Genomic DNA, 25,152 nt, shown 5'->3' with positions numbered 1-25,152 from the left:
GCCGATCCCTCACATCGGGCTTTTCCCATGACCTCCGAATCCACCCTCTTCAGCAATCGCTGGCTGCCGGTCCTCCTGGTCGCGCCGTTTATGCTGCTGATCGTCCTTTTCTTCTACGTGCCGATCTTCCAGGCGTTCTACTGGTCGTTTTTTCTCGAACAGCCGTTCGGCGGCGGTTCGATGTTCGTCGGCTTCGACAATTTCGCCCGTGTCCTTTCCGACCGGGAGTTCTGGCAGGCGGGTTGGCGCACTATCATATTCATGGTGACCGCGTCGTCGCTCGCCGTGCTGATCCCGCTGATCCTCGCGGTCGCCGCCGACCGGAAAATTCGCCTGTCGCTGCCGGCCCGCAACGTTCTGGTCTGGCCGAAGGGCGTCGCAGGCGCTTCGATCGGTGTCGTCTTCGCCTTCGTCTTCAATCCGTTCGTCGGCCTCCTGGCGCCGCTCAACAAGGCCTTTCCGGGCATCTGGGCGCCCGGCATCGATGGAACGGACGCCTTCATCACGCTGATCGCCGCGCATGTCTGGAGCGGCATCCCGTTCAATTTCGTGATCCTTTTGGCCGGTCTGCAATCGATCCCGCGCACCATGCACCAGGCGGCGGCGATGGACGGGGCAGGGCCCTGGCGGCGGATCTTCGACGTGCAATTGCCGCTGATCATGCCGCAGCTTTTTCTCACGCTGGTGCTGGAATTCACCGAAAGCATCACCTCGGCCTTCGCGCTGATCGATACCATCACCCATGGCGGTCCGGGCGGCGCGACCACGCTGCTCGTCTACAAGATCTATAAGGACGGCTTCAGCGGTTACGATCTCTCCGGCGCCTCCACCCAGACCGCGATCCTGATGGTCTTCGTCATCCTTCTCACCGCCGCCCAGTTCGTCTTCCTCGGCCGGCGCATCAACTACGAGCGCTGACAGATGATCGAGAACGCACGCTCCCTCAACATCGCCGCGAGCCTGATCCTCCTGGTCGGCATGCTCTACATCCTCGGCCCGCTCTACCTGACGCTGGCGACGGCATCGCAATCCTATGAATTCCTGCTGCGTAACGGGCTTGCCTGGTACCCCGGCGACCAGTTCCTGAACAATGCAGCGCGCATCTTCACCGAGACGCGCATCCCGATCCAGATGCTCAACAGCCTCGCCGTGGCGTTCAGCCTGGCGATCGCCACCTGCATCCTGTCCTTCCTGTCGGCCTATGCGATCGTCTATTTCCGCATCCGCTGGGCAGGCGTCGCGTTTGCGCTGATCCTCGCCACGATCATGCTGCCGGTCGATATCCGCGTCATCACCACCTATCAGGTGGCATCGAACGTGTTCTCGCCGGTCAATGCGCTGCTCGACGTCTCGGGCCTCAACGGGCTGATCGCCCAGGTCTTCGGCGCGCCGGTACAGCTCGAATTGAGCGTTCTTAACACCCATTTTGGCCTTATCGCGCCGCTTGCCGCGCATGGTACCGGCACGTTCCTGTTCCGCCAGTTCTTCCGCACCCTGCCGGGAGATCTGTTCAAGGCCGCCCGCATGGATGGGGCGGGGCCGGTCCGCTTCATGTTCGATATCCTGCTGCCGCTGTCGCGCACCAGTTTCGCGGCACTGTTCGTGCTGACCTTCCTGAGCGGCTGGACGCAGTATCTCTGGCCGCTCGTCGCCTCCTCGACGCCCGACATGCAGACCGCCGTCGTCGGCCTGGCGCGGCTGCTGCCGGATTCGGACGGCGAAGTGCCCGACTTTCCGATGATCATGGCCGGCGCCGTGATCGTTTCCCTCGTGCCCCTCCTGATGATCGCGCTTCTGCAGCGGTATCTGGTGCAGGGCCTCGTGCTTTCGGAGAAATGACGATGAACGCCATCGATACAGCCATCCGCGCCGCCGCTGCGAGCATCACGGTCAAAGGCTTGACCAAGGCCTATGACCCTCAGACGGTGGTCATTCCGCCGATGGATGTCGAACTCAAGGCCGGCGAATTTACCGTCGTGCTCGGTCCTTCCGGCTGCGGCAAGTCCACGCTGCTGCAGATGATTGCCGGGCTCGAACGGGTGAGCGGCGGCAAGATCCTCATCGGCACCCGCGAGGTCCAGGATCTGGAGCCGAAACACCGCGGCTGCGCCATGGTGTTCCAGAACTATGCGCTCTATCCGCACATGACCGTGTTCGAGAACATGGCCTACAGCCTCAAGGTCGCCGGCATGGCGAAGGCGGAACGTGCCGAGCGGGTCGCGGCGGTCGCCAAGATGCTCGGCCTTGCCGACTATCTGCACCGCAAGCCGGGGCAGCTTTCCGGAGGCCAGCGCCAGCGCGTTGCGATCGGCCGCGCCATCGTGCGAGAGCCGGGCGTGCTGCTGTTCGACGAGCCGCTCTCCAACCTCGATGCCCAGCTTCGGCACGACATGCGCGTCGAACTGGCCGACCTGCATCGCCGCATCGGCGCCACCACCGTCTTCGTCACCCATGATCAGGTGGAGGCAATGACGCTCGCCGACCGCATCCTGATCCTCAACAAGGGCCGGATCGAGCAGTTCGATACGCCGAAGGCGATCTACCACCATCCGGCCTCGGTCTTCGTCGCCAAGTTCATCGGTGCCCCGCCGATGAACATCCTGCCCGTCACCGGAGACGGGTCGGCGCTGAGGCTTGCCGACGGCCAGGTGGTGGCGAACGCCCCGCTGACCGGCGCCTATCAGCTCGGCATCCGGCCGGAGGACATCGTCGTCGATGGCAAGGCGGATGGCCATGCGGTCAAGGCGGCACTCCGGTTCCGCGAGGATCTCGGTTCCCATTCGGTGCTGGCTGCCGATCTCGGCGGCTCGATCGTCCGAATCGCGACGCCCTTCGGTGCGGATATCGCCGACCGGCTCGAACTTCTCCTGAACTTCCCGACCTCGCGACTGCATCTCTTCGATGCAGCGACGGGCCGGGCCATACCCGGTGCCTTCGGCGCCCAATGAAAGCCCGGCGCCAAAGGCGCCATATGAAAGAAACCCTCATGAGCTACAAAGACTTCATCGCCGATCCGGCGCGCAGCTGCGCCGTCGTTGCCCATCGCGGCGCCTGGCACGGCGCCCCGGAAAACAGCCTGGCGGCCATCGAAAACGCCATCGCGATCGGCTGCGAGATCGTCGAACTCGACGTACGCAAGAGCGCCGACGGCCAGCTTTTCCTGATGCATGACGATACGCTGGAACGCATGGCCGGCATCGACCGCGACGCCGAGACTTTCACCATGGCGGAGCTGCAGGCGATCATGCTGCGCGAGGACGACGGCGGCGAGGGCCGCGCGGCGACCGATCAGTGCATCCCGACCCTCAGGCAGGCGCTGGAGATCATCCGCGGCCGCATCTTCGCCGATCTCGATCTCAAGGATCGCGGGCTTTTCTCCGAAGTCGCCGCCTGCGCCCGGGAGATGGGCGCCGCTGCCTATGTGGATCTCAAGACCAAGGTCCATTCCCTTGCGGATGTCGACTGGGTGAAGGCCCAGAAGATCGACGGCGTGCCGTTCATGGGCATGGCGCGCTTCACCGCCGAGAACACCGGCGACGCACTTGCCATACTCGCCGAACTCTCGCCCTTCATGTGCGAAATCCGCTTCGACAGTCTCGAAACGATCGCCCACCATCGCGAGGCTTTCGCGAGGGCCCGCATGGCGCTGTGGGTCAACACGCTCGATCAGCCGGGCAGCGGCGAATGGACGGACAGCGCCGCTCTTGCCAATCCTGACCTGATCTGGGGCCGGTTGATGGACGCGGGCATCAGCGTTATCCAGACGGACCAGCCCGCCGCATTGAAATCCTACATAAAGGCCCGCCAGGCATGACGATCATTTCCGAGGCTGTGCTCCAGGCCCTGATGGAGGATATGCGCAATGCGGGGGAGGCGGAGGTTCTGCCCCGTTTCCTTGGCGTGACCGCAGATGGCATCCGCGCCAAGACCGCCCCGGACGACATCGTCACCGATGCCGATCTGGGTGCGGAACGTCGGCTTTCCGCAGCACTCTCCACACATTTTCCCGAGGCGCTGATCGTCGGCGAGGAGGCGGTCTCCGCCGATCCGACGCTGCTCGACCGCCTGGCGGATGCTGAACTCGCCGCGATCATCGATCCCGTCGACGGCACATGGAATTTCGCCCATGGCGTGCCGCTGTTCGGCATGATCGTGGCGATCGTGTCCGGCGGAGAAACCGTCGCGGGGCTGATCCACTATCCGCTGACCGGCGATTTTCTCATGGCCCGGCCGGGCGAGGGGGCCTGGCATATCGCCCGTGACGGTGTACGCACCCGCCTCAGCGTTGCGGCAGCAACCGTTCCGGTCAGCGAGATGAGCGGCTTCGTGCCGCTTCACATGTTCTCGGCCGAGGAGCAGGCGGCGTTCGCGCCGCGGGTCCTGCGTTTTGGCCGCACCACTACATGGCGCTGCTCCGCCTTCGAATACCGGATGGTGGCAACCGGAGCCATGACCTTTTCGCTCAACGCGGACATGAATCCGTGGGATCATGCAGCAGGTGAACTGATCCACCGTGAGGCCGGCGGCCATAGCGGGCTTCTGAGTGGCGAACCCTATCGCCCCGCGATGACGAAAGGCCGATTGCTGCTTGCGCCCGATGTGGCGAGCTGGGAAGCCATCCGCGAGAACCTGAGCTGAAGGCTCCAGGGGTTCGGACCACGGCAATTTTCATTCTGGCTTTCGTCGTCGTGACGTGTAATGTATACATGATCAGGCTCTCGGGAGGAGTCTATACCGCGTATCAGGATCCCTGACGGGACCTCGGCGCGGTGAGGAGAATGCGTATCAGCCGCCCGCATGTCAGATATTGATCAAGCGGGCAGCGGGACTGATAGGAGGATCAGGGCCGGATGCAGCAGCTTGCCGAGGCCACGATGGCCGGCCAGGACACGCTTCTGGATATAGAGAACCTGACATTGTCACTGCGTGACCAATCGGGTTGGGTCGAAGTCCTGAACAATGTTTCGCTTTCGGTGAAGCCGAAGGAGATCCTCGGCGTCGTGGGCGAGAGCGGCTGCGGCAAATCGATGACCGCACTCTCGATCCTCCGGCTGCTGCCGCCGCGCGATTCGCGCCTTGGCGGCAAGATCATGTTCGGCGGGCAGAACCTGGTGTCCTGTTCGGAATCGCAGATGAACGGCATTCGCGGCCGGCACATCAGCATGATTTTCCAGGAGCCGATGAGCGCCCTCGACCCGGTGTTCACCGTGGGTTACCAGATCGAGGAGACCCTTCGGCGGCATTTCAAGCTCGACCGCCGGGAGGCGGCGGAGCGCGCTGTCGCGGCGCTGGATTCGGTCGGCATCGCATCGCCGCGCCGTGTCGCCACCCTTTACCCGATGAACCTTTCGGGCGGCATGCGCCAGCGTGTGATGATCGCCATGGCGCTGGTCTGCGAGCCGCGTCTGCTGATTGCCGACGAGCCAACCACCGCTCTCGACGTGACGATCCAGGCACAGATCATGGACCTGCTTCTAGGCCTTGCCGACCGCACCGGGACCGCCATCATGTTCATCACCCACAATCTCGGTCTGGTCGCGCAGAGCTGCCATCGGATGGTGACGATGTATGCAGGGCAGGTCGTCGAGGGCGGCCCTGTAAGGGACGTCATCGCCGGTCCCCGCCACCCTTATACGGCCGGACTTCTGCACTCGATCCCCGACAGCAACCGCGCACGGGGCACGCTGCCCTCGATCGCCGGCCGCGTGCCGTCCCTGCGTCACATGCCGAAGGGCTGTCGCTTCGCGCCGCGCTGTTCCTATTCCATGCAGCCCTGCGAACTGCCCCAGGCGATCGACCGTGAGGTCGTAGACGGCCTCGACCGCAGGGAGGTGCGATGCACCCGTTGGGAAGAGCTCGAACTGAGAGGGGTCGGAGCATGAGCGCAAGCGTTTCTTCAAAACAGACGGCGCTTGATGTCAACGATCTCCATGTCAGCTTCGGCAATCCGCGGCGCGGCTCGCTGATCCGTGCCGTCGATGGCGTCAGCTTCACCGTGCGCAAGGGCGAGATTTTCGGCGTCATCGGCGAGTCCGGTTCCGGCAAGTCGACGCTGGGGCGCTGTCTCGTCGGCCTGCTCAGCCCAAGCGGTGGCGGTGTTCTGCATGACGGCGTTGATCCGTTCAGGTTTTCCCGCCGCGAGCTCAACCGTCACCGGCGCAAGTACCAGATCGTCTCGCAGGATCCGAATGCGGCCTTCGATCCGCGCATGACCATCCTTCAGAGCATCTGCGAACCCTTGAACATCGCGGGTGAGGGGACGAGGGCCGAGCGGCGCGAAAAGGCATTCGCTATGCTGGACCGGGTGTCGCTGTCGGCGGAAATGGCCAACCGCTATCCGCACGAGATTTCCGGCGGCCAGAAGCAGCGCGCCAATATCGCGCGGGCACTGATGCTGGATCCGAATGTGATCGTCTGCGACGAGGTGGTGGCGGCGCTCGACGTGTCGATCCAGGCCGACATGCTCAATCTCTTCGCCCGGCTGCAGGAGCAGTTCGGCCTGACCTACGTCTTCATCAGCCATGATCTGCGGGTGGTTAGCCATATCAGCGACCGCGTGGCGGTGATGTATTTCGGCAAGATCGTCGAAGTCGGCCCCGCCCATGCCGTGATCGAAACGCCGCTGCATCCCTATACGGAGGCGTTGCGCTCGGCCGAACCGGAGATTGACCCGACGGCGGCTGACGCCCGGAAGAGGATCATCCTGCAGGGCGAGATACCGAGCGCGATTGCCCCGCCGAGCGGCTGCCGTTTTCACACGCGCTGCCCGCGGATGCGCGACATCTGTCGCACGCAGGAACCCCTGCAGCGCGAATTGCTGCCCGGGCGGCATGTCGCATGCCATTTCGCCGAGGAGATGCTGGGCGAAAAGGAGAGGAGTGGTCTTGGCCTGGCCGGAGGGAACGGCGCCAACCATGCCGCATCTGCCACGAATGCACTGACATAGCGGCCGAGCTCGGCCGGTCATGGATAATGGAGGAGAAGACGTGACCACAGATTTATTTGGAAAGATCCCTGATATTACCCGTCGTTCGCTGTTGGCCGGAACGGTCGCCGCCGGCGGCCTTGCGCTGCTGCCGGCAACGGTACGGGCCCAGGCCCCGCAACCAAGATCCGGCGGCACCTTGAGGGCGGTGATGCCGTTCAACCCCGCCGCGCTCGACCCGTTGACGGGCCGCAACAATCCCGATTTCAACGCCCTTCTCCTGATGTTCGACGCGCTGATCGGCTTCGATCCGCAGACGCTCGAACTGCAGCCGATGCTGGCGACCTCGTGGAAGTTCACCGACCCAACCACGCTGGTTCTCGAACTGCGCCAGGGCGTCGAGTTTCATGACGGCACGCCGTTCAATGCCGAGGCGGTCGTCTTCCACCTGCAGCGCTGCAGCACCTACGATCGCTCGAACGTGAAATCGGACCTTGCTGTCGTCGACAAGGTCGAGGCGACCGGCCCCTATCAGGTTTCGCTGAAGCTGAAATATCCGGACGCCACCCTGCCGGCGATCCTGACCGACCGCGCCGGTCTCATCGTGTCGCCCGCTTCGGTCAAGGCCGCCGCCGGCGGTAATGTCGACCGTGCGCCGGTCGGCACCGGGCCGTTCAAGTTCGTCGAATGGCAGGACAACACCCTGATCAAGGTCGTGAAAAACACCAACTACTGGGGCGACAAGCCCTACCTCGATGGCGTCGACATGCGCATCGTCAACGAGTTCAATACGGCCGTGCGCACGGTGACCGCCGGCGAATCCGATATCGTCCTCAACATGAGCGCCCAGCAGATGGCCGTGGCCAAGCGCGACCCGAAGCTGGTCGCCGAAGCGACGCCGTCGATGATCTACTACACGGCCTTCCTGAACTACGGCGAGGGGCCGCTGAAAGACGTTCGTGTCCGGCAGGCCATGAACTGGGCGCTTGACCGGCCGGTGCTCAACCAGGTCCTGTGGGGCGGCCTCGGCGGCGGGCATTGCAGCATGTTCCCCTCGGGCTTCTGGGCCAACGACCCCGCGACCGAGAATTTTTACAAACTGGACCTCGACCGCGCCAAGTCGCTGCTGAAGGATGCGGGTTTCGCAAACGGCATCGAGATCGCCACCTTCACCTGGGCCGACCAGGCGGCGGTGCAGCGGCAGGAAGTCCTCGGCGCCCAGCTTGCAGAAGCCGGCATCCGGCTGAAGGTTACCCCGGCGCAGCCGGCGCAGACGATGCAGTACTTCCTCACCGAGAAAAAGGGCCAGATGCTGATGACCCCGACCGGTGGTCTTCCGGATCCGGCAACCGCCTACGACCGCCAGTTCTCGGCGACGGCCTATCGCAACGCCGCCAAGATCGAACTGCCGGGTTATCGCGAGCTGATGGATGCGTCGATGAACACGTTCGACAACGCCAAGCGCAAGGACGTGCTCTTCAAGATGCAGCGTTTCGTGCTGGAAAACGCGCTGCACCTGCCGCAGTTCTCGTCGGCCGGCATCATCATACGCACGCCGAAGGTGCACGGCTTCAATTTCAGCCTGCTGCAGCGGCCGCGCTTCCACAAGGTGTGGATGGAAGCCTGAGGCGACGCGATGTGCTTCCCGACGCGGCCATCGCATCGGGGAGCGGAAACCGGAGCGGAGCGGGGTCGCCTGCGCCGCTCCCGCATCGGAAGGCAGTGCTTCTGCACGTCCGGTGTTCCCGTGCCGGCCGCTGACATGGCCGGCGTCAATTGCGGATCGACGGAGTATCGATGATGTACGGCGTCCCCGGGATGGTTGCTCAAAGGCTCATGCAGCTGGTGCCCGTGATGATTGTTGCCACTTTCGTGGTGTTTTCCCTCGTCTACATGATGCCCGGCGACCCGGCCATGATGATCGCGGGCGACTACGCGACTGCGGAACGGATCGCGGAAATCCGCCAGTTCTACGGCTTCGACCGGCCGATGCTGGTGCAATATTTCTTCTGGCTGGGAAATGCCGTGCAGGGCGATCTCGGCCATTCGCTGTTCTCGAACGAATCCGTTCTTCGGCTGATCCTCTCGCGACTGCCGCATACGGTTCTGCTGGTTCTTTACGCGTTGGTCCTCGGCGCAGCACTCGGCATTCCCCTTGGCATTCTTGCCGCGACACGCCAGGGCACGACGCTCGACAAGATCATCACCAGCGTCGCCTCGCTCGGTGTCGCGGTGCCCAATTTCTGGCTTGGCATCATCCTGGTGACGCTCTTTTCGCTCGGCTATCGCTGGTTCCCGGCAACCGGTGCGGTATCCGTCTTCGAAAAGCCGCTGGAGGCGCTCTATTACGCGACCCTTCCGGCGGTAGCGCTCTCGACCGGCGTCGTCGCGGTTCTGGCAAGGCAGGTCCGCAGCGCACTGCTCGAGGTGCTGGGCTCCCAATATATCCGCACGCTGCGCGCCAAGGGGCTGGGTTCCGGCGCCATCCTGTGGAAGCACGGGCTTCGCAACGTGGCGGCGACGATGCTGACCATTGCCGGCCTGCAGGTGAACCGGCTGTTTTCCAGCGCCGTCATCATCGAGGCGGTCTTCGCCATCCCCGGCGTCGGCAACCTCATCAGCTATTCGGCGCTCAACAAGGATTTCCCGGTGGTGCAGGGCGTGGCGCTGGTGCTGGTGCTGGTTGTGATCCTCACCAATCTCCTGGTCGACGTGCTCAACGCGACTTTCGATCCCAGAGTGGCGGCCTCCACATGACCGATACGAACATGACCGTGATGACCCAAACCGCTGCCGCGCCGGCAGCCAAGGCGACCCTTCCGCCGCCCGTCCGCTTCCGCTTCTGGGCCTGGCTGTGGGGCGACAAGCGTGCGCTGATCAGCCTTGCCTATCTCTCCGTTCTGGTTCTGGCGGCGATCTTCGCGCCGCTGATCGTGCCCTATGCGCCGAACAAGCAGAACCTGATGGACCTTCTGGCGCCGCCGAGCGGCGCACACTGGCTCGGCACCGACGACCTTGGCCGCGACACGCTGAGCCGGCTGATATACGGTTCCTACAACGCGCTATACGCCGCAAGCCTCGCCGTCGGCATCGGTGTGGCGATCGGCGTGCCGCTCGGCGTCTTCATCGGTTTTGTCGGTGGTTGGGTCGATCAGGTCGGCAGCCGCATCATCGACGGCGTCCTCGCCTTTCCGCCGCTCGTGCTGGCCGTCGCCGTCACCGGCGCGCTCGGCATCGGCCTCACCAATGCGATGATCGCCGTCGGCTTCGCCTTCGCGCCGGTGCTTGCCCGGACGATGCGGGCGCAGACGCTGGTGGTGAAGAACGCGCTCTATGTCGAGGCGGCCGTCGGCTTCGGTGCGTCACGCCTGCATCTGATCCTGCGCCATATCCTGCCCAATGCGATCCAGCCGGTGATCGTCGAGGTGACCCTGATGCTGGCCGTGGCACTTCTGGCGGAAGCCGGACTGAGCTTCCTGTCGCTCGGCGTCCAGCCGCCTGAATCGAGCTGGGGCGGCATGCTGGCGCGCGCCTACCACTATGTCGAGGTGGCGCCGGAGCAGATGTATGCGCCGGGTTTCGCCATCCTGTTCACGGCGCTCGCCTTCAACACGCTCGGCGAGTCGATCCGCGTGCTCCTCGACCCGACCATCAAACGTCGGTGAAACACCTCTTTTCCTCATCCCTGTGCTCGTCACAGGGATCCAGCGCATTCAAGCCTTTGAATGCAAGGACTCTTTCACGGCGCAGACGCGCCGTGGCTGGATCCCTGTGACAAGCACAGGGATTGAGGGAGGGCTAGGCCCGGCCTTGCGGCCGGGCTGTTTCGTTGTCCGATGACCGGCGGGCCGATCACGCCGTCTGGTCGAGCCAGACGCGGTGGAACCGCGGCGAGTGCAGCCGGTCGTACTTGAAGTCCTTGACCTTCTTGTTGCGGATCGACATGGCCGCCGAGGTCACCAGCGGCAGGTGCAGCGCCTGTTCCACGACGAAACGCTGGAGTGCGGCAAATGCCTTCTTGCGTTCGCCGGCATCGGCCGAGGTGCCGGTCGCGGTGAGCAGCTTGCGGAACTGCGGGTCTTCCACCTTGCCGGCGTTGAACTGGCCGGTCGCGCCGAACAGCCGCTCGTAGGTCTGGCTGGGGTCGAGCCAGCCACCTTGCGGATTGAGGATCATCGCGCCCTTGCCTTCGATATAGAAGGCCTGGTTCACCACCTGAGGCGGCGAGGGCGTGACCTTGAGGCGAATGCCGACCTGCTCGAGTTGGTTGCCGACCACTTCGAGGCGCTGAACCGATGTCTGGTCCGGCCAGCTCCAGGTTTCGACTTCCAGACCCTTCGGATACTCGGCATCGGCCAGCAGTTTGCGCGCCTTTTCGGGATCGTGCTGGTAGAACTGCGCCGTCCCGGCATCCACCGCCCAGAAATCCTTGGGGAACATGGTCGAGGTCGGCTCGCCCAGGCCAAGCATCAGAACCTGGTTCAGTTCGGTGCGGTTGATGGCGTAGTTCATCGCCTGCCGGACCCGGATGTCGTTGAGCGGCGGCTTGGCGAAATTCATCATCAGGGTGAAGAAGATCATCGAAGGATTGGCTTCGGCGGTGAGGTCCTGCACGCGGCGCGCGGTCGCGATCTGCTGCGCGGCCATGTTGAGCGCAAGATCGGTTTCGCCGGCGGTGACCGTGCGGGCGGCGGTGTTCAGCTCGTTGATGATGCGGAAATTGATGCCATCGAGATAGGGAAGGCCCGGCTGCCAGTAGTTCGGGTTCTTCTCGACACGGATCAGGTCGTTGTCGCGCCACTCGGCGAACTTGAACGGTCCAGTGCCGACGGGTTTGCGGTCGACATTGCCGTCGGCGGCCGCCTTGATGGAAGCGGGCGAGACGATGCAGCCGACGCGGCCGGTCAGGATGGTCGGCAGCGAATAGTTCGGCTGTTTGAGCTTGATCGTCACCTGGCTCGGGCCGGTGACCGCCACCGACGCGACCGAAACCAGGTCCGACTTCACGTTGGAGCGCGGGTCGCTCATGAAACGATCGAGGTTGAACTTCACGGCCTCGGCGTTGAACGGGGTGCCGTCGTGGAATTTCACGCCGTCGATGAGGTTCAGCACCAGCGTCGTGGGATCGGCGAAGGTCCAGTCCTTGGCCAGCATCGGCTTCAGCTCGAGCGTCGCCGGATCGAAGGCGATCAGCGCGTCGAACAGCGCGTAGAGCGAGTTGAAGTCCGGCACGTTGCGACCGGTCATCGGGTCGAGTGCGGCCGGATTGAACGGCATGGCGATGCGCAGCGTGCCGCCCGGCTTGGGTGGCGTCGCCTGGGCGAATATCTGCCCGGGCAAAAGCATCGCGCCTCCCAGCGCCGCGCCGGACGCCAGAAGCGTTCTCCGGTTGATCCTGCTGTCATGGATGATCGACGGCATGCCGTCCTGCTGTTTTTTCATCTCCGGGCTCCTCCCCGATGAAACAGATTGACGAGACTATTCGTGTTCCTTCAGTCAGGCATGCATACATCGAGCTCGCAGTTCGGCTTCCTCTTTCCGAATTGCGGCAGCCTGCCGCGGATAGATCTACAACAGGAGCATTCCGATGTATACTTTTGCGTTCGGTTTTGCCGCAACACGACTTCCTTCCGACCGGCTCGTATGCCATGATTGTACGGGAGGCTGCGATTGTGCGGCCGCTGTGTCCTTGGCTCTTCCGGTGCCCGTTTCGGCGCCGTGACCGCGAGGCGCGCGGCTACCTGTTGCGGAAAGTGGAGGAGAGACCATGGGTGCGTTCGAGCATTCCCGTACCTACGACTACGTCATCGTGGGCGGCGGCACGGCAGGCTGCGTTCTGGCCAACCGGCTGTCGGCGGACCCGGCGGTCGAGGTGCTGATGATCGAGGCCGGCGGCGAGGGGCGGGGCTTCTATATCGACATGCCGCTCGGTCTCGCCCATCTCATCGGCAGACCCCAATATGACTGGCTCTACAAGGGCGAGCCCGAACCCTACCTCGATGGCCGCCGGCTCGCACTGCCGCGTGGAAAAATGCTCGGGGGCAGTTCCGCCATCAATGGCCTGATCTACGTGCGCGGCCATGCCTACGACTATGACCAATGGGCGCAACTCGGCAATCGCGGCTGGTCCTGGGAAAGCTTGCTTCCCTATTTCAAACGCTCGGAAACTTTCCACCGGGCCGATTCCGAGGCGCACGGCACGGAGGGCGAATGGGCGGTCTCCGACCCCAATGTGCGCTGGGAGGCCCTGGAGGCCTATCGCCAGGCGGCGATCGAGCAGGGCATTCCCGCTGCGGACGACTACAATTCCGGCGACAACGAGGGCGTGGCCTTCTTCGTCGCCACCATCAAGAATGGCGTGCGCCATTCCACCGCCCGTGCATTTCTGGAGCCGGTCCGCAACCGCCGCAACCTGACCGTCGTCACCGGCGCTCTCGTCGATCGTGTGACCTTCGACGGCAAGCGGGCGCGCGGCGTCGTGTTCAGCCTCGACGGCCAGACCCAGGAGGTGAAAGCGGGGAGGGAAGTCATCCTGTCGGCCGGAGCCTATAGCTCGCCGGCCATCCTCGAGCGCTCCGGCGTGGGCGCGCCGGACATCCTTGCATCTGCCGGAATAAAGGTGCTGCACGCATTGCCGGGTGTCGGCGAAAACCTGCAGGACCACTGGCACATCAGGGTTCAGCACCGTCTTCGCAATACCCACACGCTGAATACCCGCGCCGGCACGCGGTTCGGCCGGATGCTGCTCGGCATGCAGTATCTTGCGACCAAACGGGGGCCGCTCGGCGGTTCGCCGACGCTGCTCGGCGCCTTCCTCAAGACCACGCCGGATGCCCCGGCGCCGGAAGTCCAGATCCACGTCTCCGGCTCCACATCGCCGAGTTTCGGCGGCGCCATGCACCTGTTCCCCGGCATCACCTCGTCGGCCTGCATCCTGCGGCCGGAAAGCCGCGGCCATTGCCACGTCGGGGGTAGCGACCCTTCGGCCCAGCCGCGCATCCTGCACAATTTCCTGAAAGAGGAAGCCGACCGCGAAATCCTGATACGGTCGATCGAGGCGGTCCGGAGGATCGCCGCAAGCCCGGCCATGGCGCGTTTCCAGCCGGAGGAAATAGCGCCGACTGATGCCGTGCAGTCCCACGACGACATGCTCGATTACGCCCGCCAAACCCTCAACACCACCTTCCATCCCGTCGGCACCTGCAAGATGGGCCGCGACCGCACGGCGGTGGTCGACGATCGGCTGCGGGTTCACGGCCTCACCGGCCTGCGCGTCGTCGATGCCTCGATCATGCCCACCATCGTCTCCGGCAACACCCAGGCCCCGACCGTTATGATCGCGGAAAAGGCGGCGGATTTCATCCGCGAGGAAAGGCTGGGGCTCGAGGAAAAGATGGGGACGCAGGCGGCATGAAGCCGCGCATGGGAAAGCAGCACAGATGTCAACGATAAGCGAGACGGAAAAGAAGATGGCCAGATTCGAAACCGCCGGGGCGATCGATTGCGACGTCCACCCGCCGACACCGCGTCGCGCCGACCTCATCCCCTATCTCGACGACTACTGGCAGGAGATTGTCACGTCGCGGGAAGTCGACGTGCTGGAGCTGATGGGCTACCCTGAGCGCACACGCCCCTATATGCGGCCGGACTGGACGTGGAGCGGCGATCCGCTCGCGCAGGTGCAGAACAACCTGCTCGACCCGCTGGGTCTCGAAGGCGCCATCCTCAACGTGGTTTCGGGCGCCCACGCCCTGTTCGATCCTTACCTCGCAGCCGCCATATGCCGTGCCACCAACGACTGGCTCGCCGACAAGTGGCTGAGCCGCGATAGCCGCCTCAGGGCATCGATGCTGGTGCCGTTCCAGAATGTCGAGGCGGCGGTCGAGGAGATCGAGCGCCGCGCCGACGACAAGCGTTTCGTGCAGGTCCTGACGCTTGCGATGACCGAGCTGCCGCTCGGCCGCCGCACCTACTGGCCGATCTACGAGGCGGCTGAAAGACACGGCCTGCCGATCGGCATCCATGCCGGATCGAATTTCCGCCACGCGCCGAGCCATAGCGGCTTCCACTCCTTCCTGATCGAGGACCATGTGGTTCAGCCGCAGGGTTTCTCCACCCAGGTCGCGAGCCTGATTTCCGAGGGCGTCTTCGTCAAATATCCGAAGCTGAAGGCGGTGATGATCGAATCCGGCGTCACCTGGATGCCGGCGCTGATGTGGCGCATGAGCAAGGACTGGCGCGGCACGCGCATCGAGGTGCCGTGGGTCAAGGACGCGCCGGCCGACATCATCCGTAGGCACATCCGCATGACGTCGCAGCCTTTCGACGGCCCCGACGACGTCGAGGACGTCGCCAGGACGCTCGACCATTTGCTCAGCGATGATATGCTGCTGTTCTCCTCGGATTATCCGCACTGGCATTTCGAGGGACTGGACGTGCTGCCCGAGGGCTTGCCGGAAGCCAAGTTGAACAAGATCCTTCGCGACAACGTTCTCTCCACCTATCCGAGATTTGGAGGCTGATTCCCATGGAAACCCCAGTACTCGAACGCAGCCAGGAAAGTGCCCAGACACAGGGCGTGGTGGATTGCGATGTGCATCCGGCTTTCTCCCGGCCGGACCAGTTGCTCGACTACCTGCCCGAACGGTGGAAAACGCATGTGCGGGATTTCGCGGTGCGCACGGCAAACCCTTTGCTCGGTACGCTGCCCTACCCGCGCATGACGCCGGGCAACGGCATGCGCCGCGATTCCTGGCCTCCGAACGGCGGCCCGCCGGCATCGGACCTGGCATTCCTGCAGCAACAGCTGCTTGACGAGTGCAACATCGATTTCGGCATCCTGCAGCCGCTCGCGGCCGGCAGCATGGCTTTCAACCAGGAGCTCGGTGCAGCGCTGTGCGCGGCGCTGAACGATTGGCAGATCGACAAATTTGCCGGGCCGGAACCGCGGCTCAAAGCCTCTATCTGCATCTCGCAGGAGGACGCGAGGGAATCGGTCGCCGAGATCGACCGGCGCGTCACCGACCGCCGCTTCGTGCAGATCGCCATGCCGCCGCGCACGCTGGAGCCCTGCGGCCGCCGCCGCTACTGGCCGATCTACGAGGCGGCCGAGCACTATGGCCTTCCGATCGGGCTGCATACCAGCGCCTTCGGCTACCGCCCGAATACACCGTCCGGCTGGAGCTCGTTTTATCTGGAGGAACATTACGCAGCCTCCAACAGCCTCCAGACGGTGCTCTCCAGCATGATTCTCGAAGGCGTGTTCGAGCAGTTCCCGAAACTGAAGATCGTGCTCGTCGAAGGCGGCTTCTCCTGGCTGCCGTCGCTCGTCTGGCGGCTCGACCGGGAATGGAAGCGCATGCGTGACGAAGTTCCGCATGTGAAGCGCAAGCCGTCCGAATATGTGCGCGAGAATTTCTGGTACACGACCCAGCCGATCGAGGAGCCGGAGAACAACCGGCACCTCCTCGATATCCTGCGCTGGATCGGCACCGACCGGCTGATGTTCTCGACCGACTATCCGCACTGGGATTTCGACGACCCACGCTTCGCCTTCAAGGTGCCGCTGACGCAGGCCGAGCGCTCCGCGATCTTCCGCGACAACGCGGTGGAACTGTTTGGCCTGAAATAGCTCGGCAGGGAAGCCGGTCCGCTCGCCACCGCGCGGAACAGGGCGCCAGGCTCATCGCGGGGACCTACAGCGCGGCGATCCTCAAGATCTCCGCCGGTGACGACCATGTCGTCTTTGCATTCCGCGCGATTTGAAGGCCTGGAATCGCGACCTCCATCGAGTTCCCGATGCCCTGTGGCTCTGCCGGCCACTATGGCGATGACGGGGAGTGGAAATCGGAATTCGCAGGACCTGAAACGACAAAAGCGCGCCGTAAAGCGCGCTTTTGTTGAAATTGGCTCCCCGGGCCGGATTCGAACCGGCGACCTGTCGATTAACAGTCGAATGCTCTACCGCTGAGCTACCAGGGATCATCCGCGAAGGGTCGCGGCGTGTGCGGCGGGTAATACAAATGCTTTGTCGTTTTGCCAAGCGGTTTTTGCAAAAAAATCGAACTTGGTTGTTTTATCCCCGCTAAAGCCCCATTTCCCGGGCAAAGCTAGGCCCTTAACCGGTGAGGATAATCAAGAGTGGCAGGCGAACGGAAGCCGAAGCGATTTGGAATGGACCCGCAAAGCGGCAAGCTGGCGCTCGGAAGCGTACAGATTCCCATGCCGCGCTCGCGGATCGGCCGAGTCACCGTCGGTCTCGGCTTGATTTTCGGCGGTGTGCTCGGTTTCCTGCCGATTCTCGGCTTCTGGATGGTGCCGCTCGGCTTCCTGGTGCTTTCGCACGATCTGCCCTTCGTGCGGCGTCAGCGGCGGCGTATCGGGCTCTGGTGGGCAAGGCGGCGGGCGCGCAAGGCCGAACAGCGATAAGGTTGCCCCAAACTCAGGCGAACATCGATGCGATTCCCTGACCGGCGCTGAACGCCAGATAGGCGAGCACGCCAAAATAGATCACAGTCACGATGTTGAAGAGGTAGCCGCCGAGCACGATCAGCCCGTCGCGCTGGATCATGCCGGTCGACAGAAGCAGGATCGCGATCGCCGGCAGCGTGTTGGAGAAGGGCACCAGACCCAGCGGAAACATCAGGAGCACGCCGCCGGCTGCGATCGCCAGGCCGTTCAACCTGTTGACGAGCCGCCCGGTGGTCAATGCGGAGATGCGCGGCTTCAGGAACCGGTCGAGGCGCGAGACGATGCTGACGCCCTTTTCCAGAGCCGGCAGCAGTTTCTTCGTATCGAGCTCACGGTCGAGGATTTTCTTCGGAAGCCACGGCAGCCGGTTGGCGGTGATCGCCAGGCTGATCATTATGATCGCCGCTCCAAACACGGTGCTGACGCCGGGGATCGACACGGGGAGGAGGAAGGGCAGGGAGGCGACGGCGCACATGAGCAGCAGGCCCTGTTCTCCGACCGCGTCCATCAATTGGCGCAGCGTCACCGACTGACCCGTGATGCCGTCGATAAGCTGCCGCAGCGTGCCGCTCAGCGAAGTTGAGGTATCGTCGAACTCGATGCTTGCGCTCACTCTTCGTTTCTCCATTCCGCTTCAGTTGGGCGGCATGGATATCAACAAACCGTGTCCTCGCAAAGGCGCGAGCCACACCCTGCCGGAAACGTGAACGTCCGGCCCCCCGGAAAATCAAGGGTTACGCAGTCCTCTACCGGGACTGGGCCCAGTAGTCGTACGCACCGCAGGCCAGCACGATCGCGAGGATCGCCAGGACCACCGGATTGAGCGTGGTGATGAATTCCAGATACTGCATCACGGTCTCCTCCTACCGCATGTTCGCCGCCCGGTGCTCCCCCACCCGGCAACAGCCTAAATGTACCATAGTCGCTGAGCTGTCGCTACTTTAGTGTTGCTGCGGGGACTCTGGCGCATATCCCCTCGAATCACTAGGATTGCTCCCGGGATTGAAGACGAGGGTGACCATGGGTCTGAGAGTGATCGAGGGTGGGCTTGCTGCCTGCGTGGCGAAGCCTGCCGATCTGGCCGAGGGCGAGATGCCGAGCCGCGACGACGTGCTTCGCGAAGCCGAACGGAGGATAAGGTCGACCGGGTACGAAACCTGGCGCAATCGCGAAACAATGACCGGCATACCGGTGCCGCGCGAAATCCGTTATCTGGCCATGCAGATCGGTTTCGTTGCCGAAGCCATCGCCAGATTGGCCGACATCCCGGCTGATTACCGTTCCGACTTCTACTGGCCAGCGTAAGCGCCGCCGTGTGATCGGCAGGCTTTAAAATAGGGCCATGAAGAGATGCCCTACATACAGGATGCTGGAAAGCGAACCAACGGTCGCGCACGCCGCCAAGGCGTCAGAAACATTGAGTTTCATACTGAACCATCGCCGTCATGGCGATCCTTCTCACGGGATAAAAGACGACAACATCGCCGTCGCCTCACGTTTTAAGGAAAATCCTTTAACGAACGTCCCGGTAAGAAAGCTTAACAAATCCTTTCTCAAGGTTGCCGGCGCTTCGAGGCTCCGCCTCATGGCGGAACCCGGTCGACATGGGAAAGGATCTAGGTCAGTTCAGCATTTTGGCTTCGATGCTGGCGAGAACGAACGTTTCCCGCACCTTTTCCAGCGGGAGCTTGCGCTGCAGGCAGGCGGCACACTCCTTCAGGGCCTTGATGTAATAGGTACCTTCGCGCACCGGCCAGCGCCAGTTGAGGTACTCCAGGGCTTCTTTGGGCCCGCGGATCGTTTCCGGGAAACCGTATCCAACGCGTACTCTGACCGGGGAACTCCACACGGCATCTGCTTCAGTTACGTTACTCGTCATGTCTACACCTTGCATTGCGGCGTAGAGAACTCATCCGAAAGAACTTGGTTCCGTCGGTTTGGTGAATTTTTTATGAAGCCGGCTTGGATGACATCCCGGCGTTCATCCCGAGGGCTCTGCGAACGCAGGGGCGGGGCCCGGGGATGCAATTCTCGACCTGCCGGCTGTGGCCTTCCTGGCCTCGTGCAGGAAAAAAATGACAAACGGCCCAAACCCGCTTGCGCCGTTATTCGATTCGTTCTAAACGCCCGACACCACTCGCTCTTTATGCGTTCGGACGGCCTCGTGGCGGAGTGGTGACGCAGAGGACTGCAAATCCTTGCACCCGAGTTCGATTCTCGGCGAGGCCTCCAATTCCCCCTTCTTCCCGGACCTATTCCTCAAATCCAAACGTGCTTTGATACCAAGCATTTACCACGCATTTTTGTGTGCGCTGCAACATGGTTAATTTTTAACTTTCTCCTCCTAGGCTCGGAACAGAAAGGCCCGCTCAGCAATTACGGGGTGGAACGGAGGGAAGGCGCATGATCACCAGGATAATCAACGTACACCGTCAGGCGGCCAACGAGGTCGAAGGCACCGGTACATTCGCCGACGGCATGTTCCCGCTGACCTCCGCCGAGCAGTCTGCCTTCGACAAGGACCACAGCCTGCGTTCTTCCTATGGTCGGGACTATGTGACGATCCGCAAGCTGGAAGAAGCACCGCCGGCCTACGCTTGAGCCTGGCCCGCCAGGGTTGGGCCCGCGGAGACGGAGGCTGTCTCCTCCGCTTTTTTGCTTCGAAAGCGACCAGTGTCTTGAAAGCATGCCTTGCCGTCAGTAAGACGGTCATGCGTAGACCGGCGCACCGCCGGGTGATTTGGGACGACTGAGATGATGGATTTCGAAGCAGCACGGACGAAGATGGTCGAAAATCAGATCCGCACCACCGATGTCACGTCGCATTCGGTTCTGCGGGCCTTCTACAATGTTCCGCGCGAAGCCTTCGTGCCGGCAAAGGCAAAGTCGCTCGCCTATATCGATACGGACATCGAAATTGCCCCCGGTCGCTACCTGATGGAGGCTTCGCCGCTTGCCAAGCTTCTGCAGCTTGCGGCAATCACCAAGGACGACGTCGTGCTCGAAATCGGTACCGGCAGCGGTTATGCGACCGCCGTCCTGTCGCTGATCGCCGGCTCGGTCGTTTCGCTGGAGGCGGATGAGGCGCTGGCCGCGCAGGCGACCGCGACGCTCTCCTTGCTTGGCTACGACAATGTCGCGGTCGTTACCGGCGATCTCGAGAATGGTTATGCCGCCGAGGCGCCCTATGACCTGGTTTTCGTCAACGGTGCCGTCGAGGAAGTACCTTTCGCGCTTCTGGAACAGTTGCGCGATGGCGGACGGCTGGTCGCCGTCGTCGGTTATGGCAATGCCGCCCAGGCGAAGGTGCTGGTGAAGGAGCAGGGTACCGTCTCCGAAAGCGCCTATTTCAATGCGTCGGTGAAACCGCTGCCGGGCTTCCGCAAGGCGAGGGAATTCGTGTTCTGATCGATCGGCGGGGTTCGAACGCCATGAACGGGAAGGGGCCTTGCGACCCCTTTGTCGTTTCCGGCGGCGCCATCTGTTTACTTCACGCCACTGTCACTTGTTTCCGGCAACTGTGACTTACGGGATTCACAAGGCCAACAAAACTGTGTATCCGTTGGAAGCCTGGGGCACTTGTCATTGTTTCCAGCCCCCCCAACACCTTAGAGTAACGTCGATTCGGTTCACCCTCCACGGGGCCGACTCGAGTGCCGGTAACAGCGGGGATGAAAATGGCTCAGCCAAATGTAGCGCGTGAACCCTCCATGGAAGAAATCTTGGCGTCCATTCGCCGGATCATTGAAAGCAATGAGCCGAATGCCGAGAACGCGCTCAGCGGCCAGCTTCCCCCGGTCTATGGCGACGATGAGATCGAAGACGGCGAAGAGACGAGTTTTGTTCCCGATATGGCTGCCAATGATCGCGGCGCCCCATCGCGCAACGAGCCGATGACCTACGGGTCGGGATCGCCGGCGCAGGCGGCACAGCAGGATCGTACGCTGTCGCTCGCAGATGTCGCCGCAAGGGTCCGGGCCGCTTCCACCCGCCCGCAGGACACCGGTCCCGTGCGCCCTTCGGCTGCGCCGGTCCCGTCGGCGGCTGCCTCTTCGGCGCAAACCCCGTCCTCGCCCGCACCGGTGGCACGCCAGGAGGAGCCGGTTCAGCTTCGCCAGATGCCGCGCATGCCCGAATTCCGCGAACCGGTCACCCAGGCCGCCCCTGTCACCCAGGCCGCTCCGGTTTCGCAGCCGGTCGCGCCGCAGCCGGAACCGGTCCAGCGTGTCATGATGCCGGTCTTCGACCCGCCGCTGTCGGCTCCGCTCAGAGCCGAAGCGCCGGTACGGCCCGAACTCCGGTCCGAGCCGAGAACCGAGCCGAAGACAGAGCCGAAACTCGCCGCAGAACCGGCCCCGCGCAGCCTGCCGGCGAAGATCGAGGAGACCGCGAACCTTCTGTCCGCCGAAGCCGGCGCCCAGGTCGCGAAATCCTTCAGCGAGCTTGCCTCGGTGTTCAACGGTATGGAGCGCCGTTCGCTCGAAGACATGGCCGGCGACATGCTGCGCCCGATGCTGCAGGAATGGCTGGACGACAACCTGCCGACGCTGGTGGAGCGCCTGGTGCGTGAGGAAATCGAACGCGTATCCCGGGGCACGCGCCGCTAAACCGTTCTTGAGGTCGACCAAGACGGCCGCTCCGGCGACGGGGCGGCTTTTTTATTGACTTGGAACACCCCATCCTATTTACACCCCGATAGCTCTCAAAGAACAAAAACGGGTCAGGAAATGCTCGAAAAGACCTATGATTCCGCAGAAGTAGAACCGAGGATCGCCAAGGCCTGGGACGAGGCCGACGCTTTTCGCGCCGGCGCCAACGCCAAGCCGGGTGCGGAAGCCTTCACGATCGTGATCCCGCCGCCGAACGTGACCGGTTCGCTGCATATGGGCCACGCGCTCAACAACACGCTGCAGGACATCATGATCCGCTTCGAGCGGATGCGCGGCAAGGACGTGTTGTGGCAGCCGGGCATGGACCATGCGGGCATCGCCACCCAGATGGTCGTCGAGCGCCAGTTGATGGAGCGCCAGCTTCCGGGACGCCGCGAAATGGGCCGAGAAGCTTTCATTGACCGGGTCTGGGAATGGAAAGAGGAATCCGGCGGCCTGATCTTCAACCAGCTGAAGCGCCTCGGCGCCTCCTGCGACTGGTCGCGCGAGCGGTTCACCATGGACGAGGGCCTGTCGGCCGCTGTCCTGGAAGTCTTCGTCACGCTCTACAAGCAGGGCCTGATCTACAAGGACAAGCGCCTCGTCAACTGGGACCCGAAGCTGCTGACCGCGATTTCCGACCTCGAAGTCGAACAGCACGAGGTGAACGGCAATCTCTGGCACTTCCGCTATCCCCTCGAAGAGGGCGTCACCTATCAGTATCCGGTCGCCTTCGACGAAGACGGCAAGCCGACCGAATTCGAGACGCGCGACTATATCGTCGTTGCGACGACGCGCCCCGAAACCATGCTCGGCGATACCGGCATTGCGGTGAACCCCGAGGATGAACGCTACAATGCCATCGTCGGCAAGCACGTCATCCTGCCGATCGTCGGCCGCAGGGTCCCGATCGTCACGGACAGCTATGCCGACCCGACGGCCGGCACCGGCGCGGTCAAGATCACCCCCGCGCACGATTTCAACGACTTCGAAGTCGGCAAGCGGGCACGGTTGCGTGCCATCAACGTCATGAATGTCGACGGCACGATCACCATCAAGGACAACGAGGATTTCCTTGAAGGTCTCGATCATCCGGCAGCACTTCATGGCGCCTGGGATCGTCTCGAAGGCCAGGATCGTTTCACGGCCCGCAAGATCGTCGTCGAGATTTTCGAGGAAGCAGGCCTGCTCGACAAGATCGAGCCGCACAAGCACATGGTACCGCATGGCGACCGTGGCGGCGTGCCGATCGAGCCGAGGCTGACCGAACAGTGGTATGTAGACGCCCACACCCTGGCGCAGCCGGCGATCGCTTCCGTCAAGGAAGGGCGCACCAAGTTCGTGCCCAAGAACTGGGACAAGACCTATTTCGAGTGGATGGAGAACATCCAGCCCTGGTGCATTTCCCGCCAGCTCTGGTGGGGGCATCAGATTCCGGCCTGGTACGGTCCGGACGGCCAGGTCTTTGTCGAAAAGACCGAGGAAGAGGCGCTGCAGGCCGCCATCCAGCATTACCTTTCGCATGAAGGCCCGATGAAGGCTCTTGTCGAGGATCTCCTGGAGAATTTCAAACCGGGCGAAATCCTGACCCGCGATGAGGACGTGCTGGACACCTGGTTCTCGTCGGCGCTGTGGCCGTTCTCGACGCTTGGCTGGCCGGACCAGACCAGGGAACTTGAGAAATATTACCCGACCAGCACGCTGGTCACCGGTTTCGACATCATCTTCTTCTGGGTCGCCCGCATGATGATGATGGGCCTTCATTTCATGAAGGACGAGGATGGCAATCCGGTCGAGCCCTTCCACACCGTCTATGTCCATGCGCTCGTTCGCGACAAGAACGGTCAGAAGATGTCGAAGTCGAAAGGCAACGTCATCGATCCGCTCGAACTGATCGACGAATACGGCGCCGACGCCCTGCGTTTCACGCTGGCGATCATGGCGGCGCAGGGACGTGACGTGAAGCTCGATCCGGCCCGCATCGCCGGTTACCGCAATTTCGGCACCAAGCTCTGGAATGCCACCCGCTTTGCCGAGATGAACGGCGTCAAGCGCGATCCGGCCTTCCTGCCGGAGGCAACGAAGCTCACCGTCAACCGCTGGATACTGACGGAGCTTTCAGAGACCATCCGCGACGTCACGGAGGCGATCGAGACCCAGCGCTTCAACGAGGCGGCGGGTTCGCTCTACCGCTTCGTCTGGAACCAGGTCTGCGACTGGTATCTGGAACTCCTGAAGCCGATCTTCGCAAGCGAGGACGAGGGTGCCAAGGCAGAAGCCCAGGCCTGTGCGGCCTACGTGCTGGAAGAGACCTACAAGCTCCTGCATCCGTTCATGCCGTTCATGACGGAAGAGCTATGGGCCCACACCGAGACGCGCGACGGCCTGCTTTGCCACGCAGACTGGCCGGCACCGGAATTCGCCGATCCGGCGGCTGCCGAGGAGATCAACTGGCTGGTCGATCTGGTGACCGGCCTGCGCTCCGCCCGCGCCGAAATGAACGTGCCGCCATCGGCCGTTGCGCCGCTGATCGTCGTCGGCGCCAATGATCTGACCCAGGCGCGCCTGCGTCGTCACGAGGCGGCCGTCCGCCGCCTCGCGCGTGTCGAAACCATCGAGCTTGCCGACGCGGCGCCGAAGGGTTCCGCCCAGATCGTCGTCGGTGAGGCGACCGCCTGCCTGCCGCTCGGCAACCTGATCGACCTCGTGGCCGAAAAGGCGCGTATCGAGAAGGCAGTCGGCAAGACCGAGGCCGAAATGGACCGCATCGGCAAAAAGCTGGCGAACGAGAAGTTCGTGGCCAATGCCGATCCCGAAGTGGTTGCTGCCGAGCGCGAACGCTTTGCCGAACTGGAAGTTCAGATGGCGAACCTGAAGACCGCTCTTCTGCGCATCAGCGAAGCCGGCTGACCGTTTCATCGTGATTCAGTGGAACAAGGGGTGCCGCGCCGGAAACGGGCGCGGCATTTCCTTTTTTGCAACCGTTTGCCGGCCTCGGGTCGCACGTGTGCAACTGCTCACCAGCAGAAAGCCGCATTGTTGCCACATTGACACAGGTAGCCGGCTTAAAATAATAAAATTCTAATTTTAACGAGCCGGTTAAGGAAG

General features: G+C 62.9%; 22 protein-coding genes and 2 tRNA genes. 20 read left to right on the top strand and 4 right to left on the bottom strand.

Going from position 1 to position 25,152, the window contains the following annotated elements; all coding sequences use genetic code 11:
• Nucleotides 1–27: 27 nt before the first annotated feature.
• The 10 genes from ACZ9EJ_RS10010 to ACZ9EJ_RS09965 all read left to right on the top strand — a co-directional run bounded on the left by ACZ9EJ_RS10010 (nt 28) and on the right by ACZ9EJ_RS09965 (nt 10,590).
• A complete protein-coding gene (locus ACZ9EJ_RS10010; RefSeq protein WP_046640713.1) occupies nt 28–918 on the top strand; it encodes a carbohydrate ABC transporter permease in 891 nt (296 codons plus the stop codon).
• A gap of 3 nt (nt 919–921) precedes the next feature.
• A complete protein-coding gene (locus ACZ9EJ_RS10005; protein WP_046640712.1) occupies nt 922–1,839 on the top strand; it encodes an ABC transporter permease subunit in 918 nt (305 codons plus the stop codon).
• A 2-nt stretch (nt 1,840–1,841) separates the two neighbouring features.
• A complete protein-coding gene (locus tag ACZ9EJ_RS10000) occupies nt 1,842–2,948 on the top strand; it encodes an ABC transporter ATP-binding protein (protein ID WP_046640711.1) in 1,107 nt (368 codons plus the stop codon).
• A 38-nt stretch (nt 2,949–2,986) separates the two neighbouring features.
• Nucleotides 2,987–3,814: a glycerophosphodiester phosphodiesterase family protein gene (locus ACZ9EJ_RS09995; protein ID WP_046640769.1), complete on the top strand. Its 828-nt coding sequence runs from the start codon at nt 2,987–2,989 to the stop codon at nt 3,812–3,814.
• A complete protein-coding gene (locus tag ACZ9EJ_RS09990; protein WP_046640710.1) occupies nt 3,811–4,638 on the top strand; it encodes an inositol monophosphatase family protein in 828 nt (275 codons plus the stop codon). Before ACZ9EJ_RS09995 ends, ACZ9EJ_RS09990 begins: the two co-directional genes overlap by 4 nt.
• A gap of 212 nt (nt 4,639–4,850) precedes the next feature.
• Nucleotides 4,851–5,882, top strand: a complete 1,032-nt coding sequence (locus ACZ9EJ_RS09985) for an ABC transporter ATP-binding protein (RefSeq protein WP_046640709.1) — start codon at nt 4,851–4,853, stop codon at nt 5,880–5,882.
• Complete coding sequence (locus ACZ9EJ_RS09980; protein ID WP_046630798.1) at nt 5,879–6,946, top strand: ABC transporter ATP-binding protein; 1,068 nt, start codon at nt 5,879–5,881, stop codon at nt 6,944–6,946. The genes ACZ9EJ_RS09985 and ACZ9EJ_RS09980 overlap by 4 nt, the downstream gene beginning before the upstream one ends.
• A 40-nt stretch (nt 6,947–6,986) precedes the next feature.
• Complete coding sequence (locus tag ACZ9EJ_RS09975) at nt 6,987–8,552, top strand: ABC transporter substrate-binding protein (protein ID WP_080955741.1); 1,566 nt, start codon at nt 6,987–6,989, stop codon at nt 8,550–8,552.
• A 170-nt stretch (nt 8,553–8,722) separates the two neighbouring features.
• Nucleotides 8,723–9,682 carry an ABC transporter permease gene (locus ACZ9EJ_RS09970; RefSeq protein WP_046640707.1) on the top strand — a complete coding sequence of 320 codons (960 nt, stop codon included), beginning with the start codon at nt 8,723–8,725 and terminating at the stop codon, nt 9,680–9,682.
• Nucleotides 9,679–10,590 carry an ABC transporter permease gene (locus tag ACZ9EJ_RS09965; protein WP_080955740.1) on the top strand — a complete coding sequence of 304 codons (912 nt, stop codon included), beginning with the start codon at nt 9,679–9,681 and terminating at the stop codon, nt 10,588–10,590. Before ACZ9EJ_RS09970 ends, ACZ9EJ_RS09965 begins: the two co-directional genes overlap by 4 nt.
• A gap of 187 nt (nt 10,591–10,777) precedes the next feature.
• On the opposite strand, the gene ACZ9EJ_RS09960 is transcribed toward ACZ9EJ_RS09965, so the two are convergent.
• Nucleotides 10,778–12,367 (bottom strand): ABC transporter substrate-binding protein, encoded by a 1,590-nt coding sequence (locus ACZ9EJ_RS09960; RefSeq protein WP_052764610.1) that lies wholly within the window; start codon nt 12,365–12,367, stop codon nt 10,778–10,780.
• Between the two features lie 325 nt (nt 12,368–12,692).
• On the opposite strand from ACZ9EJ_RS09960, the gene ACZ9EJ_RS09955 reads away from it, so the two are divergent.
• Genes ACZ9EJ_RS09955 through ACZ9EJ_RS09945 form a run of 3 tightly spaced genes read left to right on the top strand, consistent with a single transcriptional unit; the run spans nt 12,693 to nt 16,556 of the window.
• Nucleotides 12,693–14,339 (top strand): GMC family oxidoreductase, encoded by a 1,647-nt coding sequence (locus ACZ9EJ_RS09955; protein ID WP_046640706.1) that lies wholly within the window; start codon nt 12,693–12,695, stop codon nt 14,337–14,339.
• 55 nt (nt 14,340–14,394) lie between these two features.
• On the top strand, nt 14,395–15,447 hold the full coding sequence (locus tag ACZ9EJ_RS09950; protein WP_046640766.1) for an amidohydrolase family protein: 1,053 nt from the start codon (nt 14,395–14,397) through the stop codon (nt 15,445–15,447).
• 5 nt (nt 15,448–15,452) lie between these two features.
• On the top strand, nt 15,453–16,556 hold the full coding sequence (locus tag ACZ9EJ_RS09945) for an amidohydrolase family protein (RefSeq protein ID WP_046640705.1): 1,104 nt from the start codon (nt 15,453–15,455) through the stop codon (nt 16,554–16,556).
• A 275-nt stretch (nt 16,557–16,831) separates the two neighbouring features.
• On the opposite strand, the gene ACZ9EJ_RS09940 is transcribed toward ACZ9EJ_RS09945, so the two are convergent.
• Nucleotides 16,832–16,906: transfer RNA gene (locus tag ACZ9EJ_RS09940), tRNA-Asn, on the bottom strand.
• Between the two features lie 192 nt (nt 16,907–17,098).
• Here ACZ9EJ_RS09940 and ACZ9EJ_RS09935 point away from each other — a divergent pair.
• Entirely contained in the window at nt 17,099–17,353 is a 255-nt protein-coding gene (locus ACZ9EJ_RS09935) for a hypothetical protein (RefSeq protein WP_251090534.1), read from the top strand.
• A 13-nt stretch (nt 17,354–17,366) separates the two neighbouring features.
• Here the strand turns inward: ACZ9EJ_RS09935 and ACZ9EJ_RS09930 are convergent, their stop codons facing one another.
• The gene (locus tag ACZ9EJ_RS09930) at nt 17,367–18,023 is read right to left on the bottom strand and encodes an exopolysaccharide biosynthesis protein (RefSeq protein ID WP_046640704.1); all 657 of its coding nucleotides are present in this window, start codon (nt 18,021–18,023) and stop codon (nt 17,367–17,369) included.
• Nucleotides 18,024–18,415: 392 nt separating this feature from the next.
• Here ACZ9EJ_RS09930 and ACZ9EJ_RS09925 point away from each other — a divergent pair, with 392 nt between their 5' ends.
• Nucleotides 18,416–18,700: a hypothetical protein gene (locus ACZ9EJ_RS09925; RefSeq protein WP_052754103.1), complete on the top strand. Its 285-nt coding sequence runs from the start codon at nt 18,416–18,418 to the stop codon at nt 18,698–18,700.
• Between the two features lie 316 nt (nt 18,701–19,016).
• Here ACZ9EJ_RS09925 and ACZ9EJ_RS09920 read toward each other — a convergent pair whose 3' ends face one another.
• Nucleotides 19,017–19,274 carry a DUF982 domain-containing protein gene (locus ACZ9EJ_RS09920; protein WP_251090513.1) on the bottom strand — a complete coding sequence of 86 codons (258 nt, stop codon included), beginning with the start codon at nt 19,272–19,274 and terminating at the stop codon, nt 19,017–19,019.
• Between the two features lie 279 nt (nt 19,275–19,553).
• Here ACZ9EJ_RS09920 and ACZ9EJ_RS09915 point away from each other — a divergent pair.
• The 5 genes from ACZ9EJ_RS09915 to ACZ9EJ_RS09895 all read left to right on the top strand — a co-directional run bounded on the left by ACZ9EJ_RS09915 (nt 19,554) and on the right by ACZ9EJ_RS09895 (nt 24,954).
• Nucleotides 19,554–19,627, top strand: a tRNA-Cys gene (locus ACZ9EJ_RS09915).
• A gap of 171 nt (nt 19,628–19,798) precedes the next feature.
• Nucleotides 19,799–19,996, top strand: a complete 198-nt coding sequence (locus tag ACZ9EJ_RS09910; RefSeq protein ID WP_046630783.1) for a hypothetical protein — start codon at nt 19,799–19,801, stop codon at nt 19,994–19,996.
• Nucleotides 19,997–20,152: 156 nt separating this feature from the next.
• A complete protein-coding gene (locus tag ACZ9EJ_RS09905; protein ID WP_046640765.1) occupies nt 20,153–20,803 on the top strand; it encodes a protein-L-isoaspartate O-methyltransferase family protein in 651 nt (216 codons plus the stop codon).
• Nucleotides 20,804–21,072: 269 nt separating this feature from the next.
• A complete protein-coding gene (locus ACZ9EJ_RS09900; protein ID WP_046640702.1) occupies nt 21,073–22,002 on the top strand; it encodes a PopZ family protein in 930 nt (309 codons plus the stop codon).
• A 120-nt stretch (nt 22,003–22,122) separates the two neighbouring features.
• Nucleotides 22,123–24,954 carry a valine--tRNA ligase gene (locus tag ACZ9EJ_RS09895; RefSeq protein WP_046640701.1) on the top strand — a complete coding sequence of 944 codons (2,832 nt, stop codon included), beginning with the start codon at nt 22,123–22,125 and terminating at the stop codon, nt 24,952–24,954.
• Nucleotides 24,955–25,152 lie beyond the last annotated feature (198 nt).

The sequence above is a fragment of the Neorhizobium sp. USDA 3394 genome (assembly GCF_056280385.1).
This window is presented reverse-complemented; position numbering and strand designations above follow the sequence as displayed.